The sequence below is a fragment of the Paraburkholderia sp. BR13439 genome (assembly GCF_040948805.1).
GTDB lineage: Bacteria > Pseudomonadota > Gammaproteobacteria > Burkholderiales > Burkholderiaceae > Paraburkholderia > Paraburkholderia youngii.
In genome coordinates this window covers 449,513-473,776 of the sequence record NZ_JBFPKN010000002.1, presented here as the reverse complement: position 1 = coordinate 473,776, position 24,264 = coordinate 449,513, and the positions used below count along the sequence as shown (strand labels likewise).

Here is a 24,264-nt window from a genome sequence, read left to right as displayed (position 1 = left end):
GCGCGCGAGTAGCGCGTCCGCTGGGGCGCCGCGCCGCGATCCGGACCGCGATCCACACGCGCTCCGGGCGTGGTCCAGACCACGCCACTGGCAGGCTCGGCGCTTGGTCTACAATCTCGCCTTTCCCCATAGTTTGTCAGGAAGTCCGCAGGTGTCCCGAACTGCCCCCCAACGTCGCTCGCCGCGGCGCTCATCGAAGCATGCGAAGGCGCACGCCCCGGCGCCGGCGCCCGTCATTACCGGCAACGAACCGGTCATCGAAATCGTTTCGCTCGATATGGAAGCGCGCGGCGTGGGCCGCACCGCGAGTGAAGACGGCACGCCAGGCAAGGTTGTGTTCGTCGAGGGCGCACTGCCGGGTGAACTCGTCAGTTATTCGACGCATCGCAGCAAGCCGAAATTCGAGCAGGCCGAAGTCGTCCAGGTGTTCCGCGAAAGCGTGATCCGCACGACGCCGAAATGCACGTACTTCAACATCTGCGGCGGCTGCTCGATGCAGCATCTGGACATGCGCGCGCAAGTGGCGGTCAAGCAGCGCGTGCTCGAGGACAACCTGCAGCATCTGGCGAAGCTGCGCCCCGAAACGGTGTTCCGGCCGATTCACGGGCCGTCCTGGGGTTATCGCTATCGCGCGCGGCTCGCGGTGCGCTATCTGCCGGAGCGCGGCGGCATGCGCATCGGCTTTCACGAGAAGAAGAGCAGCTATATCGCCGATATGAAGACCTGCGAGGTGCTGCCGCCGCATGTGTCGGCGATGCTGATGCCGCTGCGCTTCATGGTCCGCAAGCTGTCGATCTACGACCGTATGCCGCAGCTCGAGCTCGCAGTCGGCTCCTCAGTCACGGCGCTCGTCGTGCGCAACCTCGAACCGCTGACAGCCGCGGACGAGCAGGTGCTGCGCGAGTTCGCGGACGAGCACAAGGTGCAGTTCTGGGTCCAGCCGGGTGGTCCCGACACAGTCACGCCGCTTTATCCGCTCGACGTGCAGCTCGACTACACGCTGCCGGAATACGGCATTCGCATGCCGTTCAAGCCGACCGATTTCACCCAGGTCAATCACGCGATCAACCGTGTGCTGGTGAGCCGCGCGTTGCGCCTGCTGGCGCCGGCGCGCACGGACCGCGTGCTCGACCTGTTCTGCGGGATCGGCAATTTCACGCTGCCGCTCGCGCGAATTTCGCGGGAAGTGGTCGGCATCGAGGGCAGCGAAGTGCTGACCCAGCGCGCGCTCGCGAACGCGGAGCTCAATGGCGTCGCCGGGCATACGTCGTTCGCGTGCCGCAATCTGTTCGAAGTCACCGCCGACGACCTGCGCGCGCTCGGCCACTTCGACAAGTTCCTGGTCGATCCCCCGCGCGAAGGCGCGCTCGCGATCGCGAAGGCGCTCGCGGAGATCGCGCAGAGCGGCAACGGGCCGCTGCCGAAGCGCATCGTCTACGTGTCGTGCGCGCCGGGCACGCTCGCGCGGGATGCCGGACTGCTCGTGCATGAGGCCGGCTATCGGCTGGTGGGCGCGGGCGTCGTCAATATGTTCCCGCATACGTCGCACGTGGAATCGATTGCGCTGTTCGAGCGCGATTGAGTCTCGCGGCGCGCACAAACGAAAACGCCACGACCGAGGTCGTGGCGTTTTCGTTTTCAGACGACGGTCAGTGTGCCGTCGGCGCGTGGGGAATCAGAACTGCCACCACGACTTCGCCGTGCCGGGCCGTGCGTGGCCGGTCACGTACGGGCTGTCGGGGAAAGTGCCGGCCAGCACGCGGCGCGTGTCGTCAGCGAGTTGCTGGTTGTTCAGCTTCTGGTACGACAGAATCATGATGTGCAGCGCGTCTTCGATGGCGGGCGCGTTCTTGTACTCGCGCAAGGCGAGCTGCGCGCGGTTGATCGCGGCGACATAGGCGCCGCGGCGGTAGTAGTAGTCCGCCGCGTGGACTTCGTGCGATGCCAGCGCGTTCACGATGTAGCGCATGCGCTGCGCAGCGTCGGGCGCGTACTTGCTGTTCGGGAAGCGGTCCACCACGACCTTGAACGCGTCATACGACTCGCGCAGCGACTTCGGATCGCGCTCGCTCATATCCTGGCCCGAGAAGCGGCCGAACAGACCGAGGTCGTCATTGAAGTGGATCATGCCCTTCAGGTAATACGCGTAGGCGATGTCCGGGTGATCCGGGTGCAACTGGATGAAGCGGTCGATGGCCTGGTCGGCGGCGGCGTTTTCGTTGTCTTTCCAGTTGCAGTACGCGACGTTGATTTGCGCCTGCTGGGCGAAGTGGCCGAACGGGTCGCGGCCCTCGAGAAGCTCGAAATACTTCGCGCACTTGCCCCAGTCACCACCGGTCAGGGCGTCGTTCGCCTCCGTATATAATTTGTTGTTGTTCCACGTTGCCGTTTCGTCGGTCTTCTCCGGCAGGCCGTGGCAAGCCGCAACAGCGACGACGGCCGCGGCGCACGCAATGTATCCGGCCACTTTCCGGGCCGCCTTCTTGATGGCCGCCAAATTGATCGCCGCTTCAGTGATGGTGTTCAAGGCTCGCATTTTCCAGTCTAGCTTTACGTCCAGGTGACCCAGATTCAATGACCCGCTCAAATACTCCAGGCACCGCAGGCGCCGGGAATAGCAACAAAGATTATAGCGTAAGCGCCGACCCGGCCGACGCGTTGGGCGTCGATTCCCTCGATGACGATTTCGCCGGCGACGCACTCGCCGAAAGCGGTCCGCAAGGCTCCGCGGCCACGGCGGCGCCCGTACCCGCGCGCGCGGTCGACGAAGCGCCGCGTAGCGTCGTGGTGCCCGACGAACTGGCCGGCGAGCGCCTCGACAAGGTGCTCGCCAAAGTATTCCCGGAGTTCTCGCGCAGCCGTCTGCAAAGCTGGATCGAGGCGCAGCGGGTGCGTGTCGACGGCAAGCCGGCGAAGATTCGCCAGCCGGTGCCGCTCGGTGCCACGATCGAGCTCGTGCCCGATCTGCTGCCCGAGCAGCTCGCCTTCACGCCCGAGCCGGTGCCGCTCGAGATCGTCTACGAGGACGACACGCTGGTCGTCATCAACAAGCCGGCCGGCATGGTCGTGCATCCGGCGGCCGGCAATTGGAGCGGCACCGTGCTGAACGGACTGCTCCACCGCTATGGCGAGGCCGCGGCGGGTCTGCCGCGCGCGGGCATCGTGCATCGGCTCGACAAGGAGACTTCGGGACTGATGGTGGTCGCGCGCACGCTCGAGGCGCAGACCGACCTCGTGCGTCAGTTGCAGGCGCGCACGGTCAAGCGCCGCTACCTCGCGCTCGTGTGGGGCAACATGCCCGACGAAGGCACGATCGACGCGCCGATCGGCCGCGACCCGCGCGAGCGCACGCGCATGGCCGTGGTGACGGGCGCGGCCGGCAAGCCGGCGCGCACGCATTTTCGACGCGTGGCCGCGGCGATCTGGCAGCGTCAGCCGGTCACGGCGATCCACTGCGATCTGGAGACCGGGCGCACGCATCAGATTCGCGTGCATTGCGCGCATATCGGTCATCCGCTGCTCGGAGACCCCGTCTACGGACGCGCGCGCGGCAAGCGCTCGGTCACGCCGCTGCCGGACGGCTTCGCGCGCCAGGCGCTGCACGCGTGGCGGCTCGGCCTGATCCATCCGAAGACCGGCCGCTCGATGCAATGGCGCGCCGACGTGCCGGCCGACATCGAGGCATTGTCGGCCGCGCTCGGCCTCGGTCGCGACGACGCCGGCGAGTTCGACGACGCGTATGACGAGGACGAGGACTACGATGCATCGTTCGACGATGGCGCGTACGATGAAGACAGCGACCACGACGAGGACGATCACGCATGAGCGCCAATCTGCCGGAGCTGGGTTTTGCCGATGTCGTGCAGCCCGCATGGAACGTCTCGCCGCGCGTGCGCGCGCTCGTCACCACGCGCGACGGCGGCGTCAGCGACGCGCCGTTCGGCCGCTGGCGCGACGGCGCCGACCAGCCCGGCGGGCTGAACCTGGGCATGAAGACCGGCGACGATCCGGCCGCGGTCGCGAGCAATCGCGCACGGCTCGTCGCGCTGACCGGTGTTCGCGAGGCCGCGTGGCTCGAACAGATCCACGGCGCCGGCATCGTGCGCGCCGAGGATGCAGTCGCGCACGCGCGCGAGCATGGCGCGCCGGCGCGCGCCGACGCGAGCGTCACCGATCGCGCGGGCATCGCGTGCGTCGTGATGGTGGCCGATTGCATGCCGGTGCTGTTGTGCGACGAAGCGGGGCGCGCGGTCGGCGCCGCGCATGCCGGCTGGCGCGGACTCGCGGCGGGCATCGTCGAGCAGACCGCCGCGCGGGTCGCGGCGCTGGCGGGCGTGCCGGCCGCCGAGTTGTATGCGTACCTCGGACCGTCGATCGGGCCCAACGCGTTCGAAGTCGGTGCAGACGTCCGTGACGCCTTCATGACTGATGTCGACGACGCACAACGCGATGCGACCGCGAAGGCGTTCGTCGCACATCCCGCGAATGCCGGCAAATATCTCGCCAATCTGCCGGCGCTGGCGCGCTTGCGCCTGCAGCGGCTCGGCGTTACGCGTATCAGCGGCGGCGACCTGTGCACGGTCACGCTGCGCGAGCGCTTTTATTCGTATCGCCGTGACCGCGAAACCGGCCGTATGGCCGCGTTGATCTGGATCGACGAACAGGCGCAATCAATTGCCGATTGATTCCGGGTGCGCGCGCATTTCGTCATATTTTTAAAATCGAACGTTGTTTTATTTTGCATCAATGCGCACCGGGTCGAAATTCACGAATGGCACGGCAGGTCCGTCACTGAAGGCCTTCCCCGGGCCTTGAAACACATTTTTTGTTGCACTGCCGGAAGGATTGCCGATAGCGCGAATCCCCCGCCTGCTCTGCGGGCGAGCGAACGGACAAATATGCTTAAGTGCCATGCGCCGTTGGACTTTTTTGATTTGCGTGCGGCATGGAACATTTATTCGCAAAAGCGCGATTTGCCATACAGGGAAAACGATAATTAAAAAAATATCGCACCGCGGCAAAATCGGGAGCAAGCATTGACATGCCTTGTGATGGGGAGCAAGAATGTTCCTTCTAAGCTCCTCCTCGTTCATGGGACAGGGTGTGACGAAGTCGCGAGCAATCGCTCCGTGCGCACGAACCTGCCTCTCAACCCGTCCGCAAGGACTTACCGGTCAAAAGCAGGCATGGCAGCATCTCATTCCTCAGCTTCCCCCAGCACGGACTCCTCGAAGGAGCAGACGCAGCAGGCCGGTACGAGCGGTGCATCGTCAGCCGCAGGCATGCAGCAATTTCTCGACGCCTGGATGAACGCCTGGCGTTCGTTCGGCGCTCCGCCCAATGGCGCGGCATTCCAGATGCCTTCAATGCCGCAGATGCCGGACCTCGCGCAGCTCACGGCTGGCTTTCCGCAAATCCCGGCATTTCCCGGCATGCCCGACTTCAGCAAGCTGGCCGCCGGCGCGCTGCCGGGGCTGAGCATTCCCACCGCCGCGATTCCGCCCGAGCGTTTGCAGAAGCTGCAAACCGACTATTCGCGCGAGGCGATGGAACTGATCCAGCAGGCCACCACATCGGCGATCAAGGCGCCCGAGCTCAAGGACCGGCGCTTTAGCGCGGACGCCTGGAGCCAGGCGCCGGCCTACGCGTTCACCGCCGCGTGGTATCTGCTGAACGCGCGCTATCTGCAGCAGATGGTCGACGCGCTCGATACCCAGCCGAAAACCCGCGAGCGCATTCGCTTCGCGGTCCAGCAGTGGACTGCAGCGGCCTCGCCGAGCAACTTCTTCGCGCTGAATCCCGAAGCGCAGAAAACGCTGCTCGACAGCAAGGGCGAGAGCCTGCGCCAGGGTGTGATGAACCTGCTCGGCGACATGCAGCGCGGCAAGATTTCTCAAACCGACGAATCGCGTTTCGCGGTCGGCGAGAACCTCGCGAACACCGAAGGCTCGGTCGTGTTCGAGAACGATCTGCTGCAGCTGATCCAGTACAAGCCGCGCACGGCGACCGTGCGCGAGCGGCCGCTCCTGATCGTGCCGCCGTGCATCAACAAGTACTACATCCTCGACCTGCAGCCCGAAAACTCGCTCGTCGCGCACGGGCTCGATTCGGGCCACCAGGTGTTCCTGATTTCGTGGCGCAACGCCGATCAGTCGATCGCGCACAAGACGTGGGACGACTACATCGCCGAGGGCGTGCTGACTTCCATCGACACCGTGCGCCAGATCAGCGGCCGCGAGCAGATCAATACGCTCGGCTTCTGCATCGGCGGCACGTTGCTCGCCACCGCGCTCGCGGTGGCCGCGGCGCGCGGCGAACATCCGGCCGCGTCGATGACGCTGCTCACCGCGATGCTCGACTTCTCCGACACGGGCGTGCTCGACGTGTTCGTCGACGAGGCACACGTGCAGATGCGCGAGCAAACCATCGGCGGCAAGAACGGTGCGCCGCCGGGGCTGATGCGCGGCATCGAATTCGCGAACACGTTCTCGTTCCTGCGTCCGAACGACCTCGTATGGAACTACGTCGTCGACAACTACCTGAAGGGCCGCACGCCGGTGCCGTTCGACCTGCTGTACTGGAACAGCGACTCGACCAGTGTGCCGGGGCCGATGTACGTCTGGTATCTGCGCAACACGTATCTGGAGAACAAGCTGCGCGAGCCGGGTGCGCTGACCACCTGCGGCGAGCCGATCGATCTGTCGAAGATCGACGTGCCGACCTTCATTTACGGTTCGCGCGAAGACCATATCGTGCCGTGGCAAACCGCGTATGCGTCCGCGCCGCTACTCACGGGACCGCTGAAGTTCGTGCTCGGCGCGTCGGGTCATATCGCCGGCGTGATCAATCCGCCCGCGAAGAAAAAGCGCAGTTTCTGGAAGCTCGAGAGCGACGCGAAGACGCTGCCCGCAAGCGCGGACGAATGGTTCGAAGCGGCGACGGAAGTGCCCGGCAGCTGGTGGCCCGAATGGACCGACTGGCTCGATCAGTACGGCGGCAAGAAGGTGAAGCCGCGCGCCACGCTGGGCTCCGACGAATTCCCGGTCATCGAGCCGGCGCCGGGCCGCTACGTGCGGCAGAGGGAGTAGGTTTCACGCACGGGCCGACGCGCGCGTTCGAAGTTGCTGTGCAGTCGGCCGGTGCATAGGTGTTTGGCAGGTGAATGAGCGTCTGGTTGATGAAGGCGTGAGAGCAACGCAAGTTGCGACGCAATTTTTAACGTAACGGGCTGCGGCGCAGTTTGCCGGGATGCCCTGAGGATATGGAAATGACTGATGTTGTGATCGTATCGGCCGCTCGTACTGCAGTGGGCAAGTTTGGTGGGTCGCTGGCGAAGGTTGCCGCACCTGAACTCGGAGCGATCGCGGTGCGCGCCGTACTCGAACGGGCCGGCGTGAAGCCGGAACAGGTGAGCGAAGTTATCTTGGGCCAGGTGCTGACGGCGGGATCCGGTCAGAACCCCGCGCGTCAGGCGCTGATCAAGGCGGGTTTGCCGTCGGCCGTGCCCGGCATGACGATCAACAAGGTTTGCGGCTCCGGTCTGAAGGCCGTGATGCTCGCGGCCAACGCGATCATCGCCGGCGATGCGGACATCGTCGTCGCAGGCGGCCAGGAAAACATGAGCGCCGCGCCGCACGTGCTGCCGGGTTCACGCGATGGTTTCCGCATGGGCGACGCGAAGCTGATCGACTCGATGATCGTCGACGGCCTGTGGGACGTGTACAACCAGTACCACATGGGCGTGACGGCTGAGAACGTCGCGAAGGAACACGGCATCACGCGCGAACAGCAGGACGCCTTCGCGGCGCTGTCGCAGAACAAGGCGGAAGCCGCGCAGAAGGCAGGGCGCTTCAACGACGAAATCGTGCCGGTCGAGATTCCGCAACGCAAGGGCGAGCCGCTGCGCTTCGCCACCGACGAATTCGTGCGTCACGGCGTGACGGCCGAATCGCTCGCGGGCCTGAAGCCGGCGTTCTCGAAGGAAGGCACGGTCACGGCGGCGAATGCGTCGGGCCTGAACGACGGCGCGGCCGCGGTGCTCGTGATGTCGCTGAAGAAAGCGGAAGCGCTCGGTCTCACGCCGCTCGCGCGCATCAAGGCGTACGCGAACGCGGGTGTCGATCCGAAGGTGATGGGCATGGGCCCGGTGCCGGCTTCGCGCCGCTGCCTCGAGCGCGCGGGCTGGACGCCGGCCGACCTCGACCTGATGGAAATCAACGAAGCGTTTGCCGCACAGGCGCTCGCCGTGCACAAGCAGATGGGCTGGGACACGTCGAAGATCAACGTGAACGGCGGCGCGATCGCGATCGGCCACCCGATCGGCGCGTCCGGCTGCCGGATTCTCGTTACGCTGCTGCACGAAATGCAGAAGCGCGATGCGAAGAAGGGTCTGGCGTCGTTGTGTATCGGCGGCGGCATGGGTGTCGCGCTCGCGGTCGAGCGAGTTTAAAGTACGCTGGGTACGCCGCGCGCGACCGCGACCGTTCGCGCGCGGCCTTCGCCGGCACAGCCATCTGGCCGCGCCGCACGCCAACTGGCAGTGCGGCGCGCTGTGCTGGAACAGGTGACTCGGGCCGGCAGCGCGCGTTGCCAGACGGTCGCCCGGCGGCAACGTGAACCAGCATCAGGCGAGGCACGAGGCCGCCGGCAGGCGCCTCGACAACGATAACGGAGTGTGGTTTATGACACAGCGAATTGCGTACGTAACGGGCGGCATGGGCGGCATCGGCACCAGCATCTGCCAGCGTCTGCACAAGGAAGGCTTCAAGGTGATCGCGGGCTGCGGCCCGAATTCGCCGCGCCGTGCAAAGTGGCTCGACGAGCAGAAAGCGCTTGGCTTCGACTTCGTCGCCTCCGAGGGTAACGTCGGCGACTGGGAATCGACCAAGGCCGCGTTCGACAAGGTCAAGGCCGAAGTCGGCGAGATCGACGTGCTGGTCAACAATGCCGGCATCACGCGCGACGTTGTGTTCCGCAAGATGACGCACGAAGACTGGACCGCGGTGATCGACACCAACCTGACGAGCCTGTTCAACGTCACCAAGCAGGTGATCGACGGCATGGTCGAGCGTGGCTTTGGCCGCGTGATCAACATTTCGTCGGTGAACGGCCAGAAGGGCCAGTTCGGTCAAACCAATTATTCGACTGCGAAGGCAGGCATCCACGGCTTTACGATGTCGCTCGCGCAGGAAGTCGCGACCAAGGGCGTGACGGTCAACACCGTGTCGCCGGGCTACATCGGCACCGACATGGTCAAGGCCATCCGCCCGGACGTGCTGGAAAAAATCGTCGCGACGATTCCGGTGCGCCGCCTCGGTCAGCCGGACGAAATCGGCTCGATCGTCGCATGGCTCGCGTCGGACGAATCGGGCTTCGCCACCGGCGCAGATTTTTCGCTGAACGGCGGCTTGCATATGGGCTGAGCCATCGGCGCGCCGGACCGGATGGCGGCGCGCTCCGGCTCAGATGGTTTCCCCGGCGTCCCGGCTGCGCAATCGATTCGATCGCACAGCCCGGACGCCGTTTCCGCGTTTGCTTAACTCGAGCTTAAAGGCGTTACATGACTACTACTACAAAGAAAACGGCCGAACGACTGATCAAGAAATATCCGAATCGTCGGCTCTACGACACGGAGACGAGCACCTACATCACGCTGACTGATGTGAAGCAGCTCGTGCTCGATCAGGAAGATTTCAAGGTGATCGATGCCAAGAGCAACGAGGACCTGACGCGTTCGATCCTGCTGCAGATCATTCTCGAAGAAGAGAGCGGCGGCCTGCCGATGTTCTCGTCGTCGATGCTGTCGCAGATCATCCGGTTCTACGGTCATGCGATGCAGGGCATGATGGGCACGTATCTGGAGAAGAACATCCAGGCCTTCATCGACATTCAGGCGAAGCTCGCCGACCAGTCGAAGAATCTCTATGAAGGCAAGGCGATGAACCCTGAGGTCTGGTCGCAGTTCATGAACATGCAGGCGCCGATGATGCAGGGCATGATGACCAGCTATATCGAGCAGTCGAAGAACATGTTCGTGCAAATGCAGGAGCAGATGCAGAACCAGGCGAAGACCATGTTCGCCACGTTCCCGTTCACGCCGGGCGGCGCTGTCAATGCGAACAACGCGAGTAATGCGCCGGCTACGCCCCAGGGCAATCCGGAGCCGGAGAAGAAGTGAACGAGTGAATGGCGGCGAGGTCCGCTCGGGTCGACGAGGGCTTCGGGGTAGCCCGCGGACGCGAAGCCGACCTTCATGGCTGCAACGGGATCGCGCGACCTGGCTGAGCCAGCTCCTGGCCGTCCGCGTAGCGTTGGCGTCCAGCTGCTCCGTTGCCAATCTCCCAGATGGCTCACACGATTGCGCAGCCACCGACGCGCTACAATACTGGCCCGCGCGTGGGGACGCTTTTCCGTCGGAACCGGATTCAGGCCGCGGTTCAAGGTCCGTTGCGTCCCTCTGCCGGCACATCGCTGCTAGCGCCGTTATCGTTTTCCTTCCGCTGGACCCGCCTTATGTTTCAGACCGTCTCCCTGATCGCGTCCGTGTCTTCCGTTGCGAAGGCCGCACGGATCATTCTTCGCTGATCCGCCGTTCACCCACATCCTCATGAGCCGGCTGTTTCTCGCCCCAATGGAAGGGCTTGCGGACTACGTGCTGCGCGACGTGCTGACGAGCGCGGGCGCTTTCGACGGCTGCGTGTCCGAGTTCATCCGCATCACGGGCTCGATGCTGCCGACGCGCGTCTATGAGCGCGAGGCGCCCGAGATCCTGCGCGCGAGCGTGACCGCCAGCGGCACGCCGATGGTGATTCAACTGCTCGGCAGCGATCCCGAGTGGATGGCGCGCAACGCCGCGTACGCGGCCACGCTGTCACCGTACGGTATCGACCTGAACTTCGGCTGTCCCGCCAAAGTGGTCAATCAGCATGGCGGCGGCGCGATGCTGCTCGCGAACCCGAAGCTGCTGAACCAGATCGTCGCGGCCGTGCGCGCCGCGGTGCCGGCCGATATCGCGGTGACCGCAAAAATGCGCCTCGGCGTGTCCGACACGTCGCGGGCGATCGAATGCGCGCAGGCGCTCGTGGACGGCGGCGCGGCCTCGCTCGTCGTGCATGCGCGCACGCGCGACGACCGCTACCGGCCGCCTGCGCACTGGGAGTGGGTCGCGCATATCGACGACGCCGTCGATGTGCCCGTCATCGCGAACGGCGAGGTCTGGACAGTCGCGGACTGGCAGCGCTGCCGCTCGGTCAGCGGCTGCACGGACGTGATGATTGGCCGCGGCGCTGTGTCGGACCCATTCCTCGCGCAGCGAATCCGCGGGCTCATGGACCCGTGTGCGTCGGCCGACGAATGGCCGCAGGTGCTGGGTTCGATCGTCGGCTACCTGAACAAGCTGCGGGCGCACGGCTCGCTGACCCATGAGCACGGCCGCGTCAAGCAGTGGCTCAGCTACCTGCAGCGGACCTGGCCGCAAGCGGCCGAACTGCATGCGGCGATCCGGCGCGTGCAGGACTCTGACGAAATTCTTACGGTGATCGGCCAGGCGCTGGCGGCCGCAGGCGCGTCGGCGCCAACGCGTGAGCACGTTTTTAGCGACGAAAATAGCGAGCTGAATCAACCCGAACCGGCTGAAGCGATCCCCGTTTGAAGACTAGAATTCAAAGACTTACGAGCGGTGGCGGTGGCGAACCGCTACAATTCAGGGTTTAACGTCTTCAAGCGGTTCCCCATGTCTTCCACCCCCTCGAACGCTCCGGCCGCGCCGGGCGCCACGCCGAAAGTCGGCTTCGTTTCCCTCGGCTGCCCCAAGGCCCTCGTCGATTCCGAGCAGATCATCACGCAGCTGCGCGCCGAAGGCTACGAAATCTCCGGTACCTATGACGGCGCCGACCTCGTGGTCGTCAACACTTGCGGCTTCATCGACGAAGCCGTGCAGGAAAGCCTCGACGCGATCGGCGAAGCGCTCAACGAAAACGGCAAGGTGATCGTCACCGGCTGCCTCGGCGCGAAGAAGAGCGCGAGCGGTTCTGGGCTGATCGAGGAAGTGCATCCGAAGGTGCTCGCGGTGACCGGCCCGCACGCGGTCGGCGAGGTGATGCAGGCGGTGCACAGCCATCTGCCGAAGCCGCACGATCCGTTCGTCGATCTGGTGCCTGCAGCGGGCGTCAAGCTCACGCCGCGCCACTACGCGTACCTGAAGATTTCCGAAGGCTGCAATCATCGCTGCACGTTCTGCATCATCCCATCGATGCGCGGCGATCTGGTATCGCGCCCGGTCGCCGAGGTGATGCTCGAAGCCGAGAATCTGTTCAAGTCCGGCGTGAAAGAGCTGCTCGTGATTTCGCAGGACACGAGCGCATACGGCGTCGACGTCAAATACCGCACCGGCTTCTGGAACGGCAAGCCGATCAAGACGCGCATGACGGATCTGGTCGCCGCGCTCGGCGAACTCGCCGCGCAATACGGCGCGTGGGTGCGCCTGCATTACGTGTATCCGTACCCGAGCGTCGACGAAGTGATTCCGATGATGGCCGCGGGTCCGTACAAGGGCCACGTGCTGCCGTATCTCGACGTGCCGTTCCAGCACGCGCATCCGGAAGTGCTCAAGCGCATGAAGCGCCCGGCCAACGCCGAGAAGGTGATGGAGCGCGTGAAGGCGTGGCGCGAGATCTGCCCGGATCTGACGATCCGCAGCACGTTCATCGCCGGCTTCCCGGGCGAGACTGAAGAGCAGTTCGAGACGCTGCTCGATTTCATCCGCGAGGCGGAGCTCGATCGCGTCGGCTGTTTCGCGTATTCGCCGGTCGAAGGCGCGAGCGCGAACGAACTCGACGGTGCGCTGCCCGACGAAGTACGTGAGGAACGTCGGGCGCGCTTCATGGAAGTGGCCGAGCAGGTGTCGGCGAAGCGCATCGCGAAGAAGGTTGGCAAGACGCTGAAGGTGCTGGTCGACGAGATCAACGCGGACGGCGGCATCGGCCGCACCGCGGCGGACGCGCCGGAGATCGACGGCGTCGTCTATATCGCGCCGTCTACCAAAGCATCGAAGCGCTACAAGGTCGGCGATTTCGTGTCGGTGAAGATCACCGGCGCGGACGGCCACGATTTGTGGGGTGAGGTCTAAGCGATGGCGCTCGGCGCGGCCGCACGGCCTGAAGCTCAAACACCGGACATCCTCGCGCTCGGCGAGGCGATGATCGAATTCAACCAGTCGGCGAAGGATCAGCCGAACTACCTGCAAGGCTTCGGCGGCGACACGTCGAACTTCTGCATCGCGGCCGCGCGCCAGGGTGCGAGGACCGGCTTCGTATCGGCGGTCGGCGCCGATCATTTCGGACGCCTGCTGGTCGATCTGTGGGAGCGCGAACAGGTCGACACGTCGTTCGTGCGCATCGATGCGCAAGCGTCGACCGGCGTCTATTTCGTGTCTCACGGCCCCAACGGCCACGCGTTCGACTATCTGCGCGCGGGCTCGGCGGCGAGCCGCTATGCGCCCGCCGATCTGCCGCGCGACGCGCTCGCGGCGGCGAAGGTCGTTCATCTGTCCGGCATCAGTCTCGCGATCAGCGTCAGCGCTTGCGACGCCGCGCTCGAAGCGATCGCGCATGCGCGCGCGAATGGCGTGCGCGTGAGCTTCGATACCAATCTGCGTCTGAAGCTGTGGCCGCTCGCGCGGGCGCGTGCGGTGATGCTCGAGGCGATCCGCCAGACCGACATCTGCCTGCCGAGCTGGGACGACGTCACCGAACTGACAGGGCTGACCGGCCGCGACGAAATCGTCGATTTTCTGCTGTCGCACGGGCCGAGCGTGGTCGCGCTGAAGCTCGGCAAGGACGGCTCGTATATCGCGACGCCTAACGAGCGACGCGTCGTGCCGGGTCACGTCGTCGATGCGGTCGATGCGACTGGCGCCGGCGACTGCTTCGGCGGCGCATTCATCGCGCGCATCGTTGCGGGCGACGATCCATTTGCGGCCGCGCGCTACGCGAACGTCGCCGCCGCGCTGTCGACGCAAGGTTATGGCGCGGTCGCGCCGATCCCGTCGCGCGAGACCGTCGAGCGGCTGCTGGCGGGCTAGATATTACGTAAGCCGCGCGCGGCGCAGCATGGCCCGCGTTGGCGCAATCATCCAGGCGAGCTGGAGACAACAGGAGGGGCAAGCGATGCAACGGGACGTAGTGGTGGTAAGCGGTGTGCGCACGGCAATCGGCACGTTCGGCGGTAGCCTGAAGGATTTTGCCCCGACCGATCTCGGCGCGCGCGTCGTGCGCGAAGTGCTCGAGCGCGCGGGCGTGTCGGGCGATGAAGTCGGGCACGTCGTGTTCGGCAACGTCGTGCACACCGAGCCGAAAGACATGTATCTCGCGCGGGTCGCGGCGATCAACGGCGGGGTCGCGCAGCATACCCCCGCGCTGACGGTGAACCGGCTGTGCGGCTCGGGCTTGCAGGCCATCGTGTCGGCCGCGCAAAGCGTGCTGCTCGGCGACGCCGATATCGCGATCGGCGGCGGCGCTGAAAACATGAGCCGCGCGCCGTACTCGATGCCGGCCGCGCGCTTCGGTCAGCGCATGGGCGATGCGCGTCTGGTCGACATGATGGTCGGCGCGCTCAACGATCCGTTCCAGTCGATCCATATGGGCGTGACCGCCGAGAACGTCGCGCGCAAGTACGACATCTCGCGCGACGCGCAGGACGCGCTCGCGCTCGAGTCGCACCGTCGCGCGGCTCACGCGATCACGAGCGGCTACTTCAAGGAACAGATTCTGCCGATCACGCTCGCGTCGAAGAAGGGCGACGTCGTATTCGACACCGACGAGCACGCGCGGCTGAACGCAACCGCCGACGATTTCGCGAAGCTGAAGCCGGTGTTCGTGAAGGACAACGGCACGGTGACGGCGGGCAACGCGTCGGGCATCAACGACGCGGCCGCGGCCGTCGTGCTGATGGAGCGCAGCGTCGCCGAGCGGCGCGGCGTGAAGCCGTTGGCGCGGCTCGTGTCGTACGCGCATGCGGGCGTCGATCCGGCGTATATGGGCATCGGGCCGGTGCCGGCAAGCCGCAAGGCGCTCGAGCGGGCGGGTCTGACGGTCGCCGATCTCGACGTGATCGAGGCCAACGAGGCATTCGCCGCGCAGGCCTGTGCGGTCAGCAAGGAGCTCGGGTTCGATCCGGCCAAGGTCAACCCGAATGGCTCGGGCATTTCGCTCGGCCATCCGATTGGCGCGACCGGCGCGCTGATCACCGTGAAGGCGCTGTACGAGCTGCAGCGCATCGGCGGGCGTTATGCGCTCGTCACGATGTGCATCGGCGGCGGCCAGGGGATCGCGGCGGTTTTCGAGCGTCTGTGACCGCGCACGGCAGGCCGGCCCGGCATAGGTAGCAAGCAGGAACCAGCAACAAGGATCGACAGGATGCGGGAAGCGAAAGTGACGAAGGGTTCGGCAACGCGCACGTTGCGTCGGCGCGCCGGCGCGGTGGCAAGCGTCGCCGCGCTGCTGTGTGCCGGCACGGTGCTGTGGATGCCGTCGCAGGCGTGGGCGGAAAGCGATGCAGTCAAGGAGCTGGCCGCGCCGCCGCCGATCCAGCTGCCGCTGAAACCGAGCCCCGAGTTCGCGAAGTTTCCGCGCTACGTGGGCACGCTCGGCGCGCGGCCGATCGTGCTGCGGCTCGGGCCCAAGACCGACGATCCTTCCGGCGTGCACGGCGAGTATCAGTACACCGATAACGGCGAGGTGATCCTGATCGCCGGCGATCGCGTCGGCGATACGCTCGAAGTCGAAGAATCGAACGACGGCACGCATATCACCGGCAACTGGGTCGGCAAGTTCGCAGCGGACGGCTCGCTCGAAGGCGACCGCATGAACGTCGACGATTCGAACCCTCAGGAATTCAACCTGAAGCCTCTGGCGGCGGGGCAGGCGGCACCTGCGGCCGCTTCGGCCGGCGCGGCGGCCAAGCCGGCCACCCCAACTCCGCAGCCGGCTGCCGCGAACGGCGCAGTGGCGGCTCCCACGCCGGCATCCGCTGCCGGCGGGCACCCGGTGGGCGGCGTCAGCAACCTGCAAACCGGCGACTGATGCGTACGCACGCCGGGCATCTTGAGTCGCGCACGGCGGTTGCTTCAAGCCCGCTTCCCTGTGTATTTCATCGAGCTCCACATGACTGAATCCAAACTCAAACACCGCCTGCAGACCCGCATCGTGCGTGCCGAGGACGACATCACGCCGGGCTTCGAATCGTTCTCGACGCCGGTCACGCGGGCGTCGACGGTGGTGTTTCCCGATCTCGCCGCGATGCGCGCGCTCGACTGGAAAAACGACGCGCAATGGCGCTACGGCCTGCATGCGACGCCGACGCAGATCGCGCTCGCGCAGCGCCTCGCCGCGATCGAGGGCGGCAATCATGCGCTGCTGCAGCCGTCGGGGCTGTCGTCGATCTCGAACGTCTACTTCGGCCTCGTGAAGGCCGGCGACGACGTGCTGATCCCCGATAACGTCTATTCGCCGAACCGCGACCACGGCGACTGGCTCGCGCGCGATTTCGGCATCACGGCGCGCTACTACGATCCGCTGATCGGCGCGGACATTGCCAGGCTGATCCAGCCGAACACGCGCCTGATCTGGATCGAGGCGCCCGGCTCGGTAACGATGGAAGTGCCCGACGTGCCGGCCATCACGGCGGCGGCGCGCGCGCGCAACGTCTTCACCGCGATCGACAACACGTGGTCCGCCGGCCTCGCGTTCCGGCCGTTCGACCACGGTGTCGACATCTCGGTGCAGGCGCTGACCAAGTACCAGTCGGGCGGCGGCGACGTGCTGATGGGCGCGACGATCACGGTCGACCGCGACGTGCATGTGAAGCTGAAAGCGGCGCGCATGCGCATGGGCATCGGCGTGTCCTCGGACGACTGCTCGCTGATCCTGCGCAGCCTGCCGAGCATGCAACTGCGTTTCGCGCAGCACGATCGCGCGGCGCTGTCGCTCGCGGCGTGGTTGAAGAGCCGGCCGGAAATCGTCGCGGTGCTGCATCCGGCGCTCGCCGACTGTCCGGGGCACGAAGTGTACAAGCGTGATTTCACCGGCGCGGGCGGCCTGTTCTCGGTCGTGTTCGACGAGCGGTACAGCGCGGCGCAGATCGACACGTTCTGCGAATCGCTCGAACTGTTTTCGCTCGGTTGGAGCTGGGGCGGCGCGCATAGCCTCGCGATGCCGTACGACATCGCGTCGATGCGCACGGCGGCACAGTGGCCGCACCGCGGCACGCTGGTGCGTTTCTATATCGGTCTCGAAGACGAGGCTGATCTGCGCGCGGATATCGAGCAGAGCCTCGCTAAGCTCGCTTAATACGCGTTAGCCTGTTCGACACGTTGTTCGAGAAGCCCGTCGGGATGCGTTCCCGGCGGGCTTTTTTGTTGCCCGGAGTATCGAGCAGACCTGACCGTTTGGCCGAATGTTCGATACGGGTGCGCTTGTCGCGCCCGCGTATGGCTGGCGTGTTGCCCGGACGATGATTGCGGCGTCAGTGAAAGACGGGCAACTGTTCTGGTGTGCGATTGGATTGTGTGCCGCCGCGATTTATGAGGCGGTGATCGCGTTGGAGCAGGGCAGCGGGGAGTCCTCAATGCTTGCGTTGGGGATTGTCGTCGCCGCTCGCGATGACAGGCAGACCGAGTCCATGGTTGGCACGCTATCACCGGCATCGGTCGTTGTCCCGACGCGATAACGAACCCCTCAAGCAACGGGCTCAGAACAACCGCAGCAACCCGTCCAGTCCAACGAAATTGAACGACACGCTGGCTGCTTCGCGCACCACCGGCTTCGCGCGGAAGGCAACGGAAAGTCCCGCTTCGGCCATCATTTTCAGGTCGTTCGAGCCGTCACCCATCGCAATGGCGCGCGAAGGCTCGATGCCGAGCGTCGCGCAGGCTTCGCGCAGCGTGCGCGCTTTCACGTCCGCGTTGACGATCTCGCCAATCACGTTGCCGGTCAGCTTGCCGTCGACAATTTCGAGCGTGTTCGCACGCGTGAAATCGAGGCCGAGGCGCGCCGTCAGCTTCGCGGTGAAGAACGTGAAGCCGCCCGACACGAGCAGCGTTTTCAGGCCCGCCTGTTTCGCGCCGGCGAGCATGCGTTCGGCGCCCGGTGACAACTGCAGCCGCTCTTCGTACACGCGCTCGAGCGCGCTGGCGTCGAGCCCCTTCAGTAGGGCGACGCGGCGCGTCAGACTTTCGTTGAAGTCCTTGATCTCGCCGCGCATCGCAGCCTCGGTGATCGCCGCGACTTCGGCTTTGAGCCCGCAGAAATCGGCGATTTCATCGATGCACTCGATCGTGATCAGCGTCGAATCCATGTCCATCGCGACGAGGCCGAAGTCGCGCAACTGGCGGCCGGCTTCGACAAACGCGTAGTCGAGTTGATGCGTGTAGCAATACGCTTCGACGTCGGCGCGTTGCGCGAGGTTCGCGCCGGCGATGCGAATCGCGTTCTCGTCGATGACGGCGGCGTGCGAGCCGCGCGCGAGCGCGACGAGCGTTTTGTGGTGGTCGGTGGAAAGGGGGGCGACGCTTTGAATGACGAGGTTCATGGACGACCAGTGACGCGGGAAGAAAGAGGCGCGTGGCGCGCGGAAAATCCCGCTATTGTATCGGTTCCGTGCGCCGCGCCGTCGCGGGCGACTGTAGCGGGCGGGTTTGCCGTGCGCTCTGACAGTGCGCGGTTCATACTGACGCATCGAATCGTGTGGCGCGGTCGTCGTCAGGTTGGCAGAAGTCGGCGTTTCGCATATCGCCGTAACGGAACGGACCGAACAAATACGGTCACACGAAGCCGCCACATCACAAGCGCAACAAGACGCCCCACGGAGACAACGCATGACCCCGGCAACCGCCAGCGACGCTTCCTCCCTTGCCCGCGACTTCGATCTGCGTCATCTGAGCCCCGCGTTCTACGCCGATCCCTATCCGGTCTATCGCGCACTGCGCACCTATGACCCGATCCGGCGCATGCCCGACGGCTCGCTGTTCCTGACGCGCTTTCGCGACGTGCAGGCGGTCTACCGCGACCCGAAGACCTTCAGTTCCGACAAGACCGTCGAGTTCCGCCCGAAATACGGCGAATCGCCGCTCTACGCGCATCACACCACGAGCCTCGTGTTCAACGATCCGCCGCGCCATACGCGGGTGCGCAAGCTGATCGCCGGCGCGCTGACCGCGCGCGCGATCGCGGCGATGGAGCCCGCGTTGATCCGGCTCGTCGACGGTCTGCTCGACGCGGCCGCGCAGCGCCGACGGATCGATCTGATCGGCGAGTTCGCGGCGGCGATTCCGGTCGAGGTCATCGGTAATCTGCTCGACGTGCCGCACGACGAGCGCGCACCGCTGCGCGACTGGTCGCTCGCGATACTCGGCGCGCTCGAGCCGTCGCTGACCGACGCGCAGTTCGAGCGCGGCAATCGCGCGGTCAGCGAATTCGTCGACTATCTGCGCGGCCTCGTCGCGCGACGCCGCCGCGAGCCCGGCGATCCGCAGCACGACGTGCTGACGCGGCTGATTCAGGGCGAGGGCCCGCATGAGCAGCTATCGGAAGCCGAGCTGCTGCAGAACTGCATTTTCATCCTGAACGCGGGGCACGAAACGACCACCAACCTGATCGGCAACGGGCTCGTCACGCTGAGCCAATGGCCTGACGAGCGCGCCGCGCTGCTGCGCGAGCCGGAGTCGATCGGCACCGCGGTCGAGGAGTGTTTGCGCTTCGAGAGTTCGAACCAGCTCGGCAACCGCATGACCACCGTCGATACCGAGATTGGCGGCGTCGCGATTGCGCGCGGAACGCCAGTCACGCTGTGCATCGGTGCGGCCAATCGCGATCCCGAGCAGTTTGCCGAGCCGGACCGCTTCGATATCCGCCGCGATCCGAACCGGCATCTCGCGTTCGGCTTCGGGATTCATCAGTGCGCGGGCCTGTCGCTGGCGCGGCTGGAGGCGCGGATTGCGATCGGGCGCTTCGTGCGGCGCTTCCCGGCGTATCGCGTCGATGGCGAGCCGACCCGGGGCGGGCGCGTGCGGTTTCGCGGATTTGCGTCCGTGCCGGTCCTGCTCGAGGCTTGATGCGACCCCCGGGTAGAGCGCGCGAACAAGGACAGCGGTAGCTTTTGCCGCTTCGTCGCAAGACTTACAGCCTCATGACGGCACGCCGCCGAGCGGAACGGCTCGTGCTTTAAGCATAGCGGCAGCGCAAAACCCACAAAAACTCGGGCACGCTTGCTGCTGCGCCTGATATCTCAGGGCCGTGGGAGAGGGGAGCGCGCGATGGCACATATGATCTGGAAGGGCGCAATCAGTTTCGGGCTGGTCCACGTACCGGTGCAGCTCTATCCGGCGACGCAGTCGGAGAAGGTCGGCTTCAATCTGCTCGACAAGCGCACGATCGACCCGATCGGCTATAAGCAGATCAACAAGCGCACCGGCAAGGACGTGACCCGCGAGAACATCGTGCGCGGCTTCGAATACGAGAAGGATCACTACGTCGTACTGTCGGACGACGAAATCCGCTCGGCGAATCCCGAGTCGACGCAGACGGTCGACATCCTCGCGTTCGTCGACGCCGCCGACATCTCGTTTCTCTATCTCGACACGCCGTATTACCTGACGCCCGACCGCAAGGGCGAAAAAGTCTATGCATTGTTGCGCGAGGCGATGACAGCCTCGGGCAAGATCGGCGTCGCGAGCGTCGTGCTGCACAACAAGCAGCATCTGGCCGCGCTGATTCCGCTCGGTCCGATGCTCGCGCTGAACACGCTGCGCTGGGCCGACGAGGTGCGCGGTCTGGACGAATTCAAGGTGCCGCCCGAAGGCATGAAGGCCGCCGGCGTGTCGGCCAAAGAACTCGACATGGCGAAAAAGCTGATCGACGACATGAGCGAGACGTGGGACCCGATGCAGTATCACGATACGTTTCGCGACGACATCATGGCGCTCGTCGAGCGCAAGATCCAGGCGGGCAAGACCGAGGAAGTCACCGAGGTCGAAACGCCGCACGAGTCGCGCAAGTCCGCCGACATTCTCGACCTGTCCGATCTGCTCAAACGCAGCCTCGGCCGCGGCAAGGGCAAAGAGGCTGCCACGGGCCGCAAGCGCGCCGCCGGCGAGGACGAGGATCAGACCGATAGCGAAGCCGAGGCCGATGAAGAGGCGGCCGCGCCCGCGCGCAAAAAGGCTCGCACGACAAGCACCGCGCGCAGTCGCAGCGGTAGCGGCAGCAGCGCCCGCGCCACATCGAAAACCACGACAACATCGCGCAAACGGCGCGCGGCGGCTTGAACGCGCGGCCGACCCGCCTATCGCAGCCAACGCACCGGAGTCATCGCCATGAACGACCGACTCGAGCTCTATCACCGCAAGCGCCGCTTCGAAGACACGCCGGAGCCATCCGGCGCGACGACCCGCAAACGCGCGGCAAGCAAGACGGGCAGGAGCGCGACGCGTGCCGCGCCCGACACACTGTCCTACGTGATCCAGGAGCACGACGCGCGGCGTCTGCACTACGATTTCCGGCTCGAACTGAACGGCGCGCTGCTGTCGTGGGCGGTTCCGAAGGGACCGAGCCTCGACCCGTCGGTCAAGCGGCTCGCGGTGCACGTCGAAGACCATCCGGTCGAATACGGTACGTTCGAGGGCGAGATTCCGCCCGGCAACTACGGTGCGGGAACCGTGATCGTGTGGGATCGCGGCACGTGGGAGCCGGCGGGCGGCGTGGCCGAAGCGGCGCGGTCGTACGCGGCCGGCAAGCTCAAGTTTCATTTGCACGGTGAGAAGCTGCACGGCGGCTGGACGCTGGTACGCAGCCATATGCGCGGCAGCGGCGACAAGGAGCAATGGCTGCTGATCAAGGAGCGCGACGAGGAAGCGCGCGACGAGAGCGACTACGACGTGCTCAAAGAACTGCCGGGCAGCGTGCTGGCCGACGGCGCGTCCAAAGGCAGGAAAACGAAGCAAGCGAAAGCGCAGACGAAAACGTCGGGCGACGGCAAGGCCACGAGCGCGGGCAGGCCGGCGCCATCCGCCTCCTCGCGCCGCGCAGCCGATCCCAAACGCCCCGACATCGTCGCGACGCGTACCGCGCAGTCGTTGCGCGAACTCGCCGCATCGCCATCGATTGAAGGCGCGGTCAAAGCCGCCTTGCCCGCGAGCCTGACGCCGGAGCTGGCGACGCTCGTCGACACTGCGCCGCCTGGCGACGACTGGCTGTACGAAATCAAGTTCGACGGCTACCGCGTGCTCGCGCGCATCGACCACGCATCAAAGAAGAAGGCTGGTGCGGTCAGCGTTTTCACGTGCAACGGCAACGACTGGACCACCAGGTTCAGCAAGCAGATCGAGGCCATCGCCGGGCTCGACCTGCAAAGCGCGTGGCTCGACGGCGAAGCGGTCGTGCTCGATGAACGCGACGTGCCGAGCTTCCAGTTGCTGCAAAACGCGTTCGATGCGCACCGCCCGCAGGACATCGTGATCTATCTGTTCGATCTGCCGTTCCTGAACGGCTACGACCTGCGCGGCGTACCGCTCGAACAGCGCCGGGCGATTCTGCGCGCGCTGCTCGAAGGCGTCGACGATCGCGTGCTGCGCTTTTCGAACGACTTCGCGTTCAGCGCCGGCGAGCTGCTCAGGAGTGCGTGCGACATGGGGCTCGAAGGCATCATCGGCAAGCGGCGCGACAGCCGCTATGTGTCGGGCCGCGCGCCGTCGTGGATCAAGCTGAAGTGCCGACGCCGCCAGGAGTTCGTGATTGGCGGCTACTCGGAGCCGGCCGGCAGCCGCGAGGCGTTCGGCGCGCTGCTGCTCGGCGTCTACGACGCCGACGGCCAACTGCAGTACGCGGGGCGCGTCGGCACCGGCTTCGACGCCGCGTTGCTGCGCTCGGTCAAACAGGCGCTCGACGCGCACGCGAGCAAGCGCATGCCGTTCGCGAGCGCGCCGCGTGAGCGCAGCCGCACGCCCGTGCATTGGGTCGAGCCGGTGCTCGTCGCCGAATGCAACTTCGCCGAATGGACCAGCGACGGCATCGTGCGCCAGGCGTCGTTCGTCAGTCTGCGCGACGACAAACCGGCGCGCCAGATCGTCAGGGAAACCGCCCGACAAGGAGCCGACGTGCAACAGCAAACCGAAACCGCCGCCGACGATACGCGGCAAACAGGCGCGCCGAAAAAGCGCGCAGCCACGAAAACCGCCAGGACTGCAAGGACCGCCGCGCCCGCGGCGACGGAAAGCGCGCCCGCCCGAACCACGGCAACACGCTCGCGCGCGCCAAGCGAAATCGCCGGCGTGCGCATCTCGCATCCCGATCGCGTGATCGACAAGAGCAGCGGCGCAAGCAAGCTCGAACTGGTGCAGTACTACGAATCAATCGCCGAATGGATGCTGCCGCATCTGCGCGAGCGGCCCGTCGCGCTGGTGCGCGCGCCCGAGGATATCGGCGGCGAGCTGTTCTTCCAGAAGCACAGCCAGAAGCTGTCGATTCCGCACGTCACGCAGCACGAGGGACTCGACCCGGGCCATCCTGCGCTGATCACGATCGACACGCTTGCCGCGTTGGTCGGCGCCGCGCAGATGGGCACCGTCGAATTTCACACGTGGAATGCGCTCGCGTCGAATATCGAAAAGCCCGATCGGATGGTGTTCGATCTCGACCCAGACCCGTCGCTCGGCTGGGAACGGATGGTCGAGGCCGCGCAACTGACCCGCTCGCTACTCGACGAACTGGGCCTGAAGTCGTTCGTCAAGACGAGCGGCGGCAAGGGCTTCCACGTGGTCGTGCCGCTCGCGAAGCAGGCCGGCTGGGACGAAGTGAAGGATTTCTCGCAGGCGGTCGCGCAGCATATGGCGACGACGCTGCCGCAGTACTTCAGCGCGAAGATGGGCGCGCAGAATCGCAAGAAGAAGATCTTCATCGACTATCTGCGCAACAACCGCGGCTCTAGTACGGTGGCCGCATTCTCGGCGCGGGCGCGGCCGGGGCTCGGCGTGTCGGTGCCGCTCGCGTGGGACGAACTCGACAGCACGACGGGCGGCGATCAATGGGGCATCCGCAACGTCCACGAGCGCGTGGACGGCCTCGCAAGCGACCCATGGGCCGACTATGCGAAGACGCGTCAGCGCATCACCGCGGCGATGAAAAAACGTCTGGGCGTCGCGTCATGAGTGCTCGTCCAGGTGGCTGAACAACCCGCGAAATCGCCATGCGCACTCAGTGCGTGAACGCGCTTCGC

The 24,264-nt window shown here is 65.5% G+C and carries 19 protein-coding genes; 17 read left to right on the top strand and 2 right to left on the bottom strand.

The genetic code is table 11. The features are described 5' to 3' along the window. Positions 1-151: 151 nt before the first annotated feature. Positions 152-1,582, top strand: coding sequence for a 23S rRNA (uracil(1939)-C(5))-methyltransferase RlmD (gene rlmD, locus AB3X96_RS06030; protein WP_176368879.1), 1,431 nt, complete (start codon positions 152-154; stop codon positions 1,580-1,582). Positions 1,583-1,675: 93 nt separating this feature from the next. Here rlmD and AB3X96_RS06025 read toward each other — a convergent pair whose 3' ends face one another. Then, positions 1,676-2,536: an outer membrane protein assembly factor BamD gene (locus tag AB3X96_RS06025; RefSeq protein ID WP_176108643.1), complete on the bottom strand. Its 861-nt coding sequence runs from the start codon at positions 2,534-2,536 to the stop codon at positions 1,676-1,678. A gap of 38 nt (positions 2,537-2,574) precedes the next feature. Between AB3X96_RS06025 and AB3X96_RS06020 the strand changes: the two genes are divergently transcribed. From AB3X96_RS06020 to AB3X96_RS05960, 13 genes are all read left to right on the top strand, one after another. Beyond that, a complete protein-coding gene (locus tag AB3X96_RS06020; protein WP_368588980.1) occupies positions 2,575-3,825 on the top strand; it encodes an RluA family pseudouridine synthase in 1,251 nt (416 codons plus the stop codon). Then, a complete protein-coding gene (pgeF, locus tag AB3X96_RS06015; RefSeq protein ID WP_368588979.1) occupies positions 3,822-4,685 on the top strand; it encodes a peptidoglycan editing factor PgeF in 864 nt (287 codons plus the stop codon). The genes AB3X96_RS06020 and pgeF overlap by 4 nt, the downstream gene beginning before the upstream one ends. 597 nt (positions 4,686-5,282) lie before the next feature. Further along, complete coding sequence (gene phaC / locus AB3X96_RS06010; RefSeq protein ID WP_368589072.1) at positions 5,283-7,088, top strand: class I poly(R)-hydroxyalkanoic acid synthase; 1,806 nt, start codon at positions 5,283-5,285, stop codon at positions 7,086-7,088. A gap of 179 nt (positions 7,089-7,267) precedes the next feature. Then, the gene (locus tag AB3X96_RS06005) at positions 7,268-8,449 is read left to right on the top strand and encodes an acetyl-CoA C-acetyltransferase (protein ID WP_368588978.1); all 1,182 of its coding nucleotides are present in this window, start codon (positions 7,268-7,270) and stop codon (positions 8,447-8,449) included. A 232-nt stretch (positions 8,450-8,681) separates the two neighbouring features. Further along, positions 8,682-9,422 carry a 3-ketoacyl-ACP reductase gene (locus AB3X96_RS06000; RefSeq protein WP_176108639.1) on the top strand — a complete coding sequence of 247 codons (741 nt, stop codon included), beginning with the start codon at positions 8,682-8,684 and terminating at the stop codon, positions 9,420-9,422. A 137-nt stretch (positions 9,423-9,559) separates the two neighbouring features. Beyond that, on the top strand, positions 9,560-10,177 hold the full coding sequence (phaR, locus tag AB3X96_RS05995) for a polyhydroxyalkanoate synthesis repressor PhaR (RefSeq protein ID WP_176108638.1): 618 nt from the start codon (positions 9,560-9,562) through the stop codon (positions 10,175-10,177). Between the two features lie 429 nt (positions 10,178-10,606). Then, positions 10,607-11,650 carry a tRNA dihydrouridine synthase gene (locus AB3X96_RS05990; protein ID WP_368588977.1) on the top strand — a complete coding sequence of 348 codons (1,044 nt, stop codon included), beginning with the start codon at positions 10,607-10,609 and terminating at the stop codon, positions 11,648-11,650. Positions 11,651-11,731: 81 nt separating this feature from the next. Continuing rightward, positions 11,732-13,126, top strand: coding sequence for a 30S ribosomal protein S12 methylthiotransferase RimO (gene rimO / locus AB3X96_RS05985; RefSeq protein WP_026228021.1), 1,395 nt, complete (start codon positions 11,732-11,734; stop codon positions 13,124-13,126). A 3-nt stretch (positions 13,127-13,129) separates the two neighbouring features. After that, positions 13,130-14,080: a sugar kinase gene (locus AB3X96_RS05980; protein WP_176119879.1), complete on the top strand. Its 951-nt coding sequence runs from the start codon at positions 13,130-13,132 to the stop codon at positions 14,078-14,080. An 85-nt stretch (positions 14,081-14,165) separates the two neighbouring features. Beyond that, positions 14,166-15,350 carry a beta-ketothiolase BktB gene (gene bktB / locus AB3X96_RS05975; RefSeq protein WP_368588976.1) on the top strand — a complete coding sequence of 395 codons (1,185 nt, stop codon included), beginning with the start codon at positions 14,166-14,168 and terminating at the stop codon, positions 15,348-15,350. 63 nt (positions 15,351-15,413) lie between these two features. Beyond that, positions 15,414-16,079: a hypothetical protein gene (locus AB3X96_RS05970; RefSeq protein WP_368588975.1), complete on the top strand. Its 666-nt coding sequence runs from the start codon at positions 15,414-15,416 to the stop codon at positions 16,077-16,079. Positions 16,080-16,160: 81 nt separating this feature from the next. After that, complete coding sequence (locus AB3X96_RS05965; protein WP_176108632.1) at positions 16,161-17,345, top strand: cystathionine beta-lyase; 1,185 nt, start codon at positions 16,161-16,163, stop codon at positions 17,343-17,345. Positions 17,346-17,451: 106 nt separating this feature from the next. Further along, positions 17,452-17,724: a hypothetical protein gene (locus tag AB3X96_RS05960; RefSeq protein ID WP_368588974.1), complete on the top strand. Its 273-nt coding sequence runs from the start codon at positions 17,452-17,454 to the stop codon at positions 17,722-17,724. Positions 17,725-17,745: 21 nt separating this feature from the next. Here AB3X96_RS05960 and serB read toward each other — a convergent pair whose 3' ends face one another. Then, on the bottom strand, positions 17,746-18,585 hold the full coding sequence (gene serB, locus AB3X96_RS05955; RefSeq protein WP_368588973.1) for a phosphoserine phosphatase SerB: 840 nt from the start codon (positions 18,583-18,585) through the stop codon (positions 17,746-17,748). A gap of 286 nt (positions 18,586-18,871) precedes the next feature. Between serB and AB3X96_RS05950 the strand changes: the two genes are divergently transcribed. From AB3X96_RS05950 to ligD, 3 genes are all read left to right on the top strand, one after another. After that, positions 18,872-20,107, top strand: coding sequence for a cytochrome P450 (locus tag AB3X96_RS05950; protein ID WP_368588972.1), 1,236 nt, complete (start codon positions 18,872-18,874; stop codon positions 20,105-20,107). Positions 20,108-20,308: 201 nt separating this feature from the next. Further along, a complete protein-coding gene (locus AB3X96_RS05945) occupies positions 20,309-21,319 on the top strand; it encodes a Ku protein (RefSeq protein ID WP_368588971.1) in 1,011 nt (336 codons plus the stop codon). 48 nt (positions 21,320-21,367) lie between these two features. Continuing rightward, on the top strand, positions 21,368-24,196 hold the full coding sequence (ligD, locus tag AB3X96_RS05940; RefSeq protein ID WP_368588970.1) for a DNA ligase D: 2,829 nt from the start codon (positions 21,368-21,370) through the stop codon (positions 24,194-24,196). The last annotated feature ends 68 nt before the right edge of the window (positions 24,197-24,264 follow it).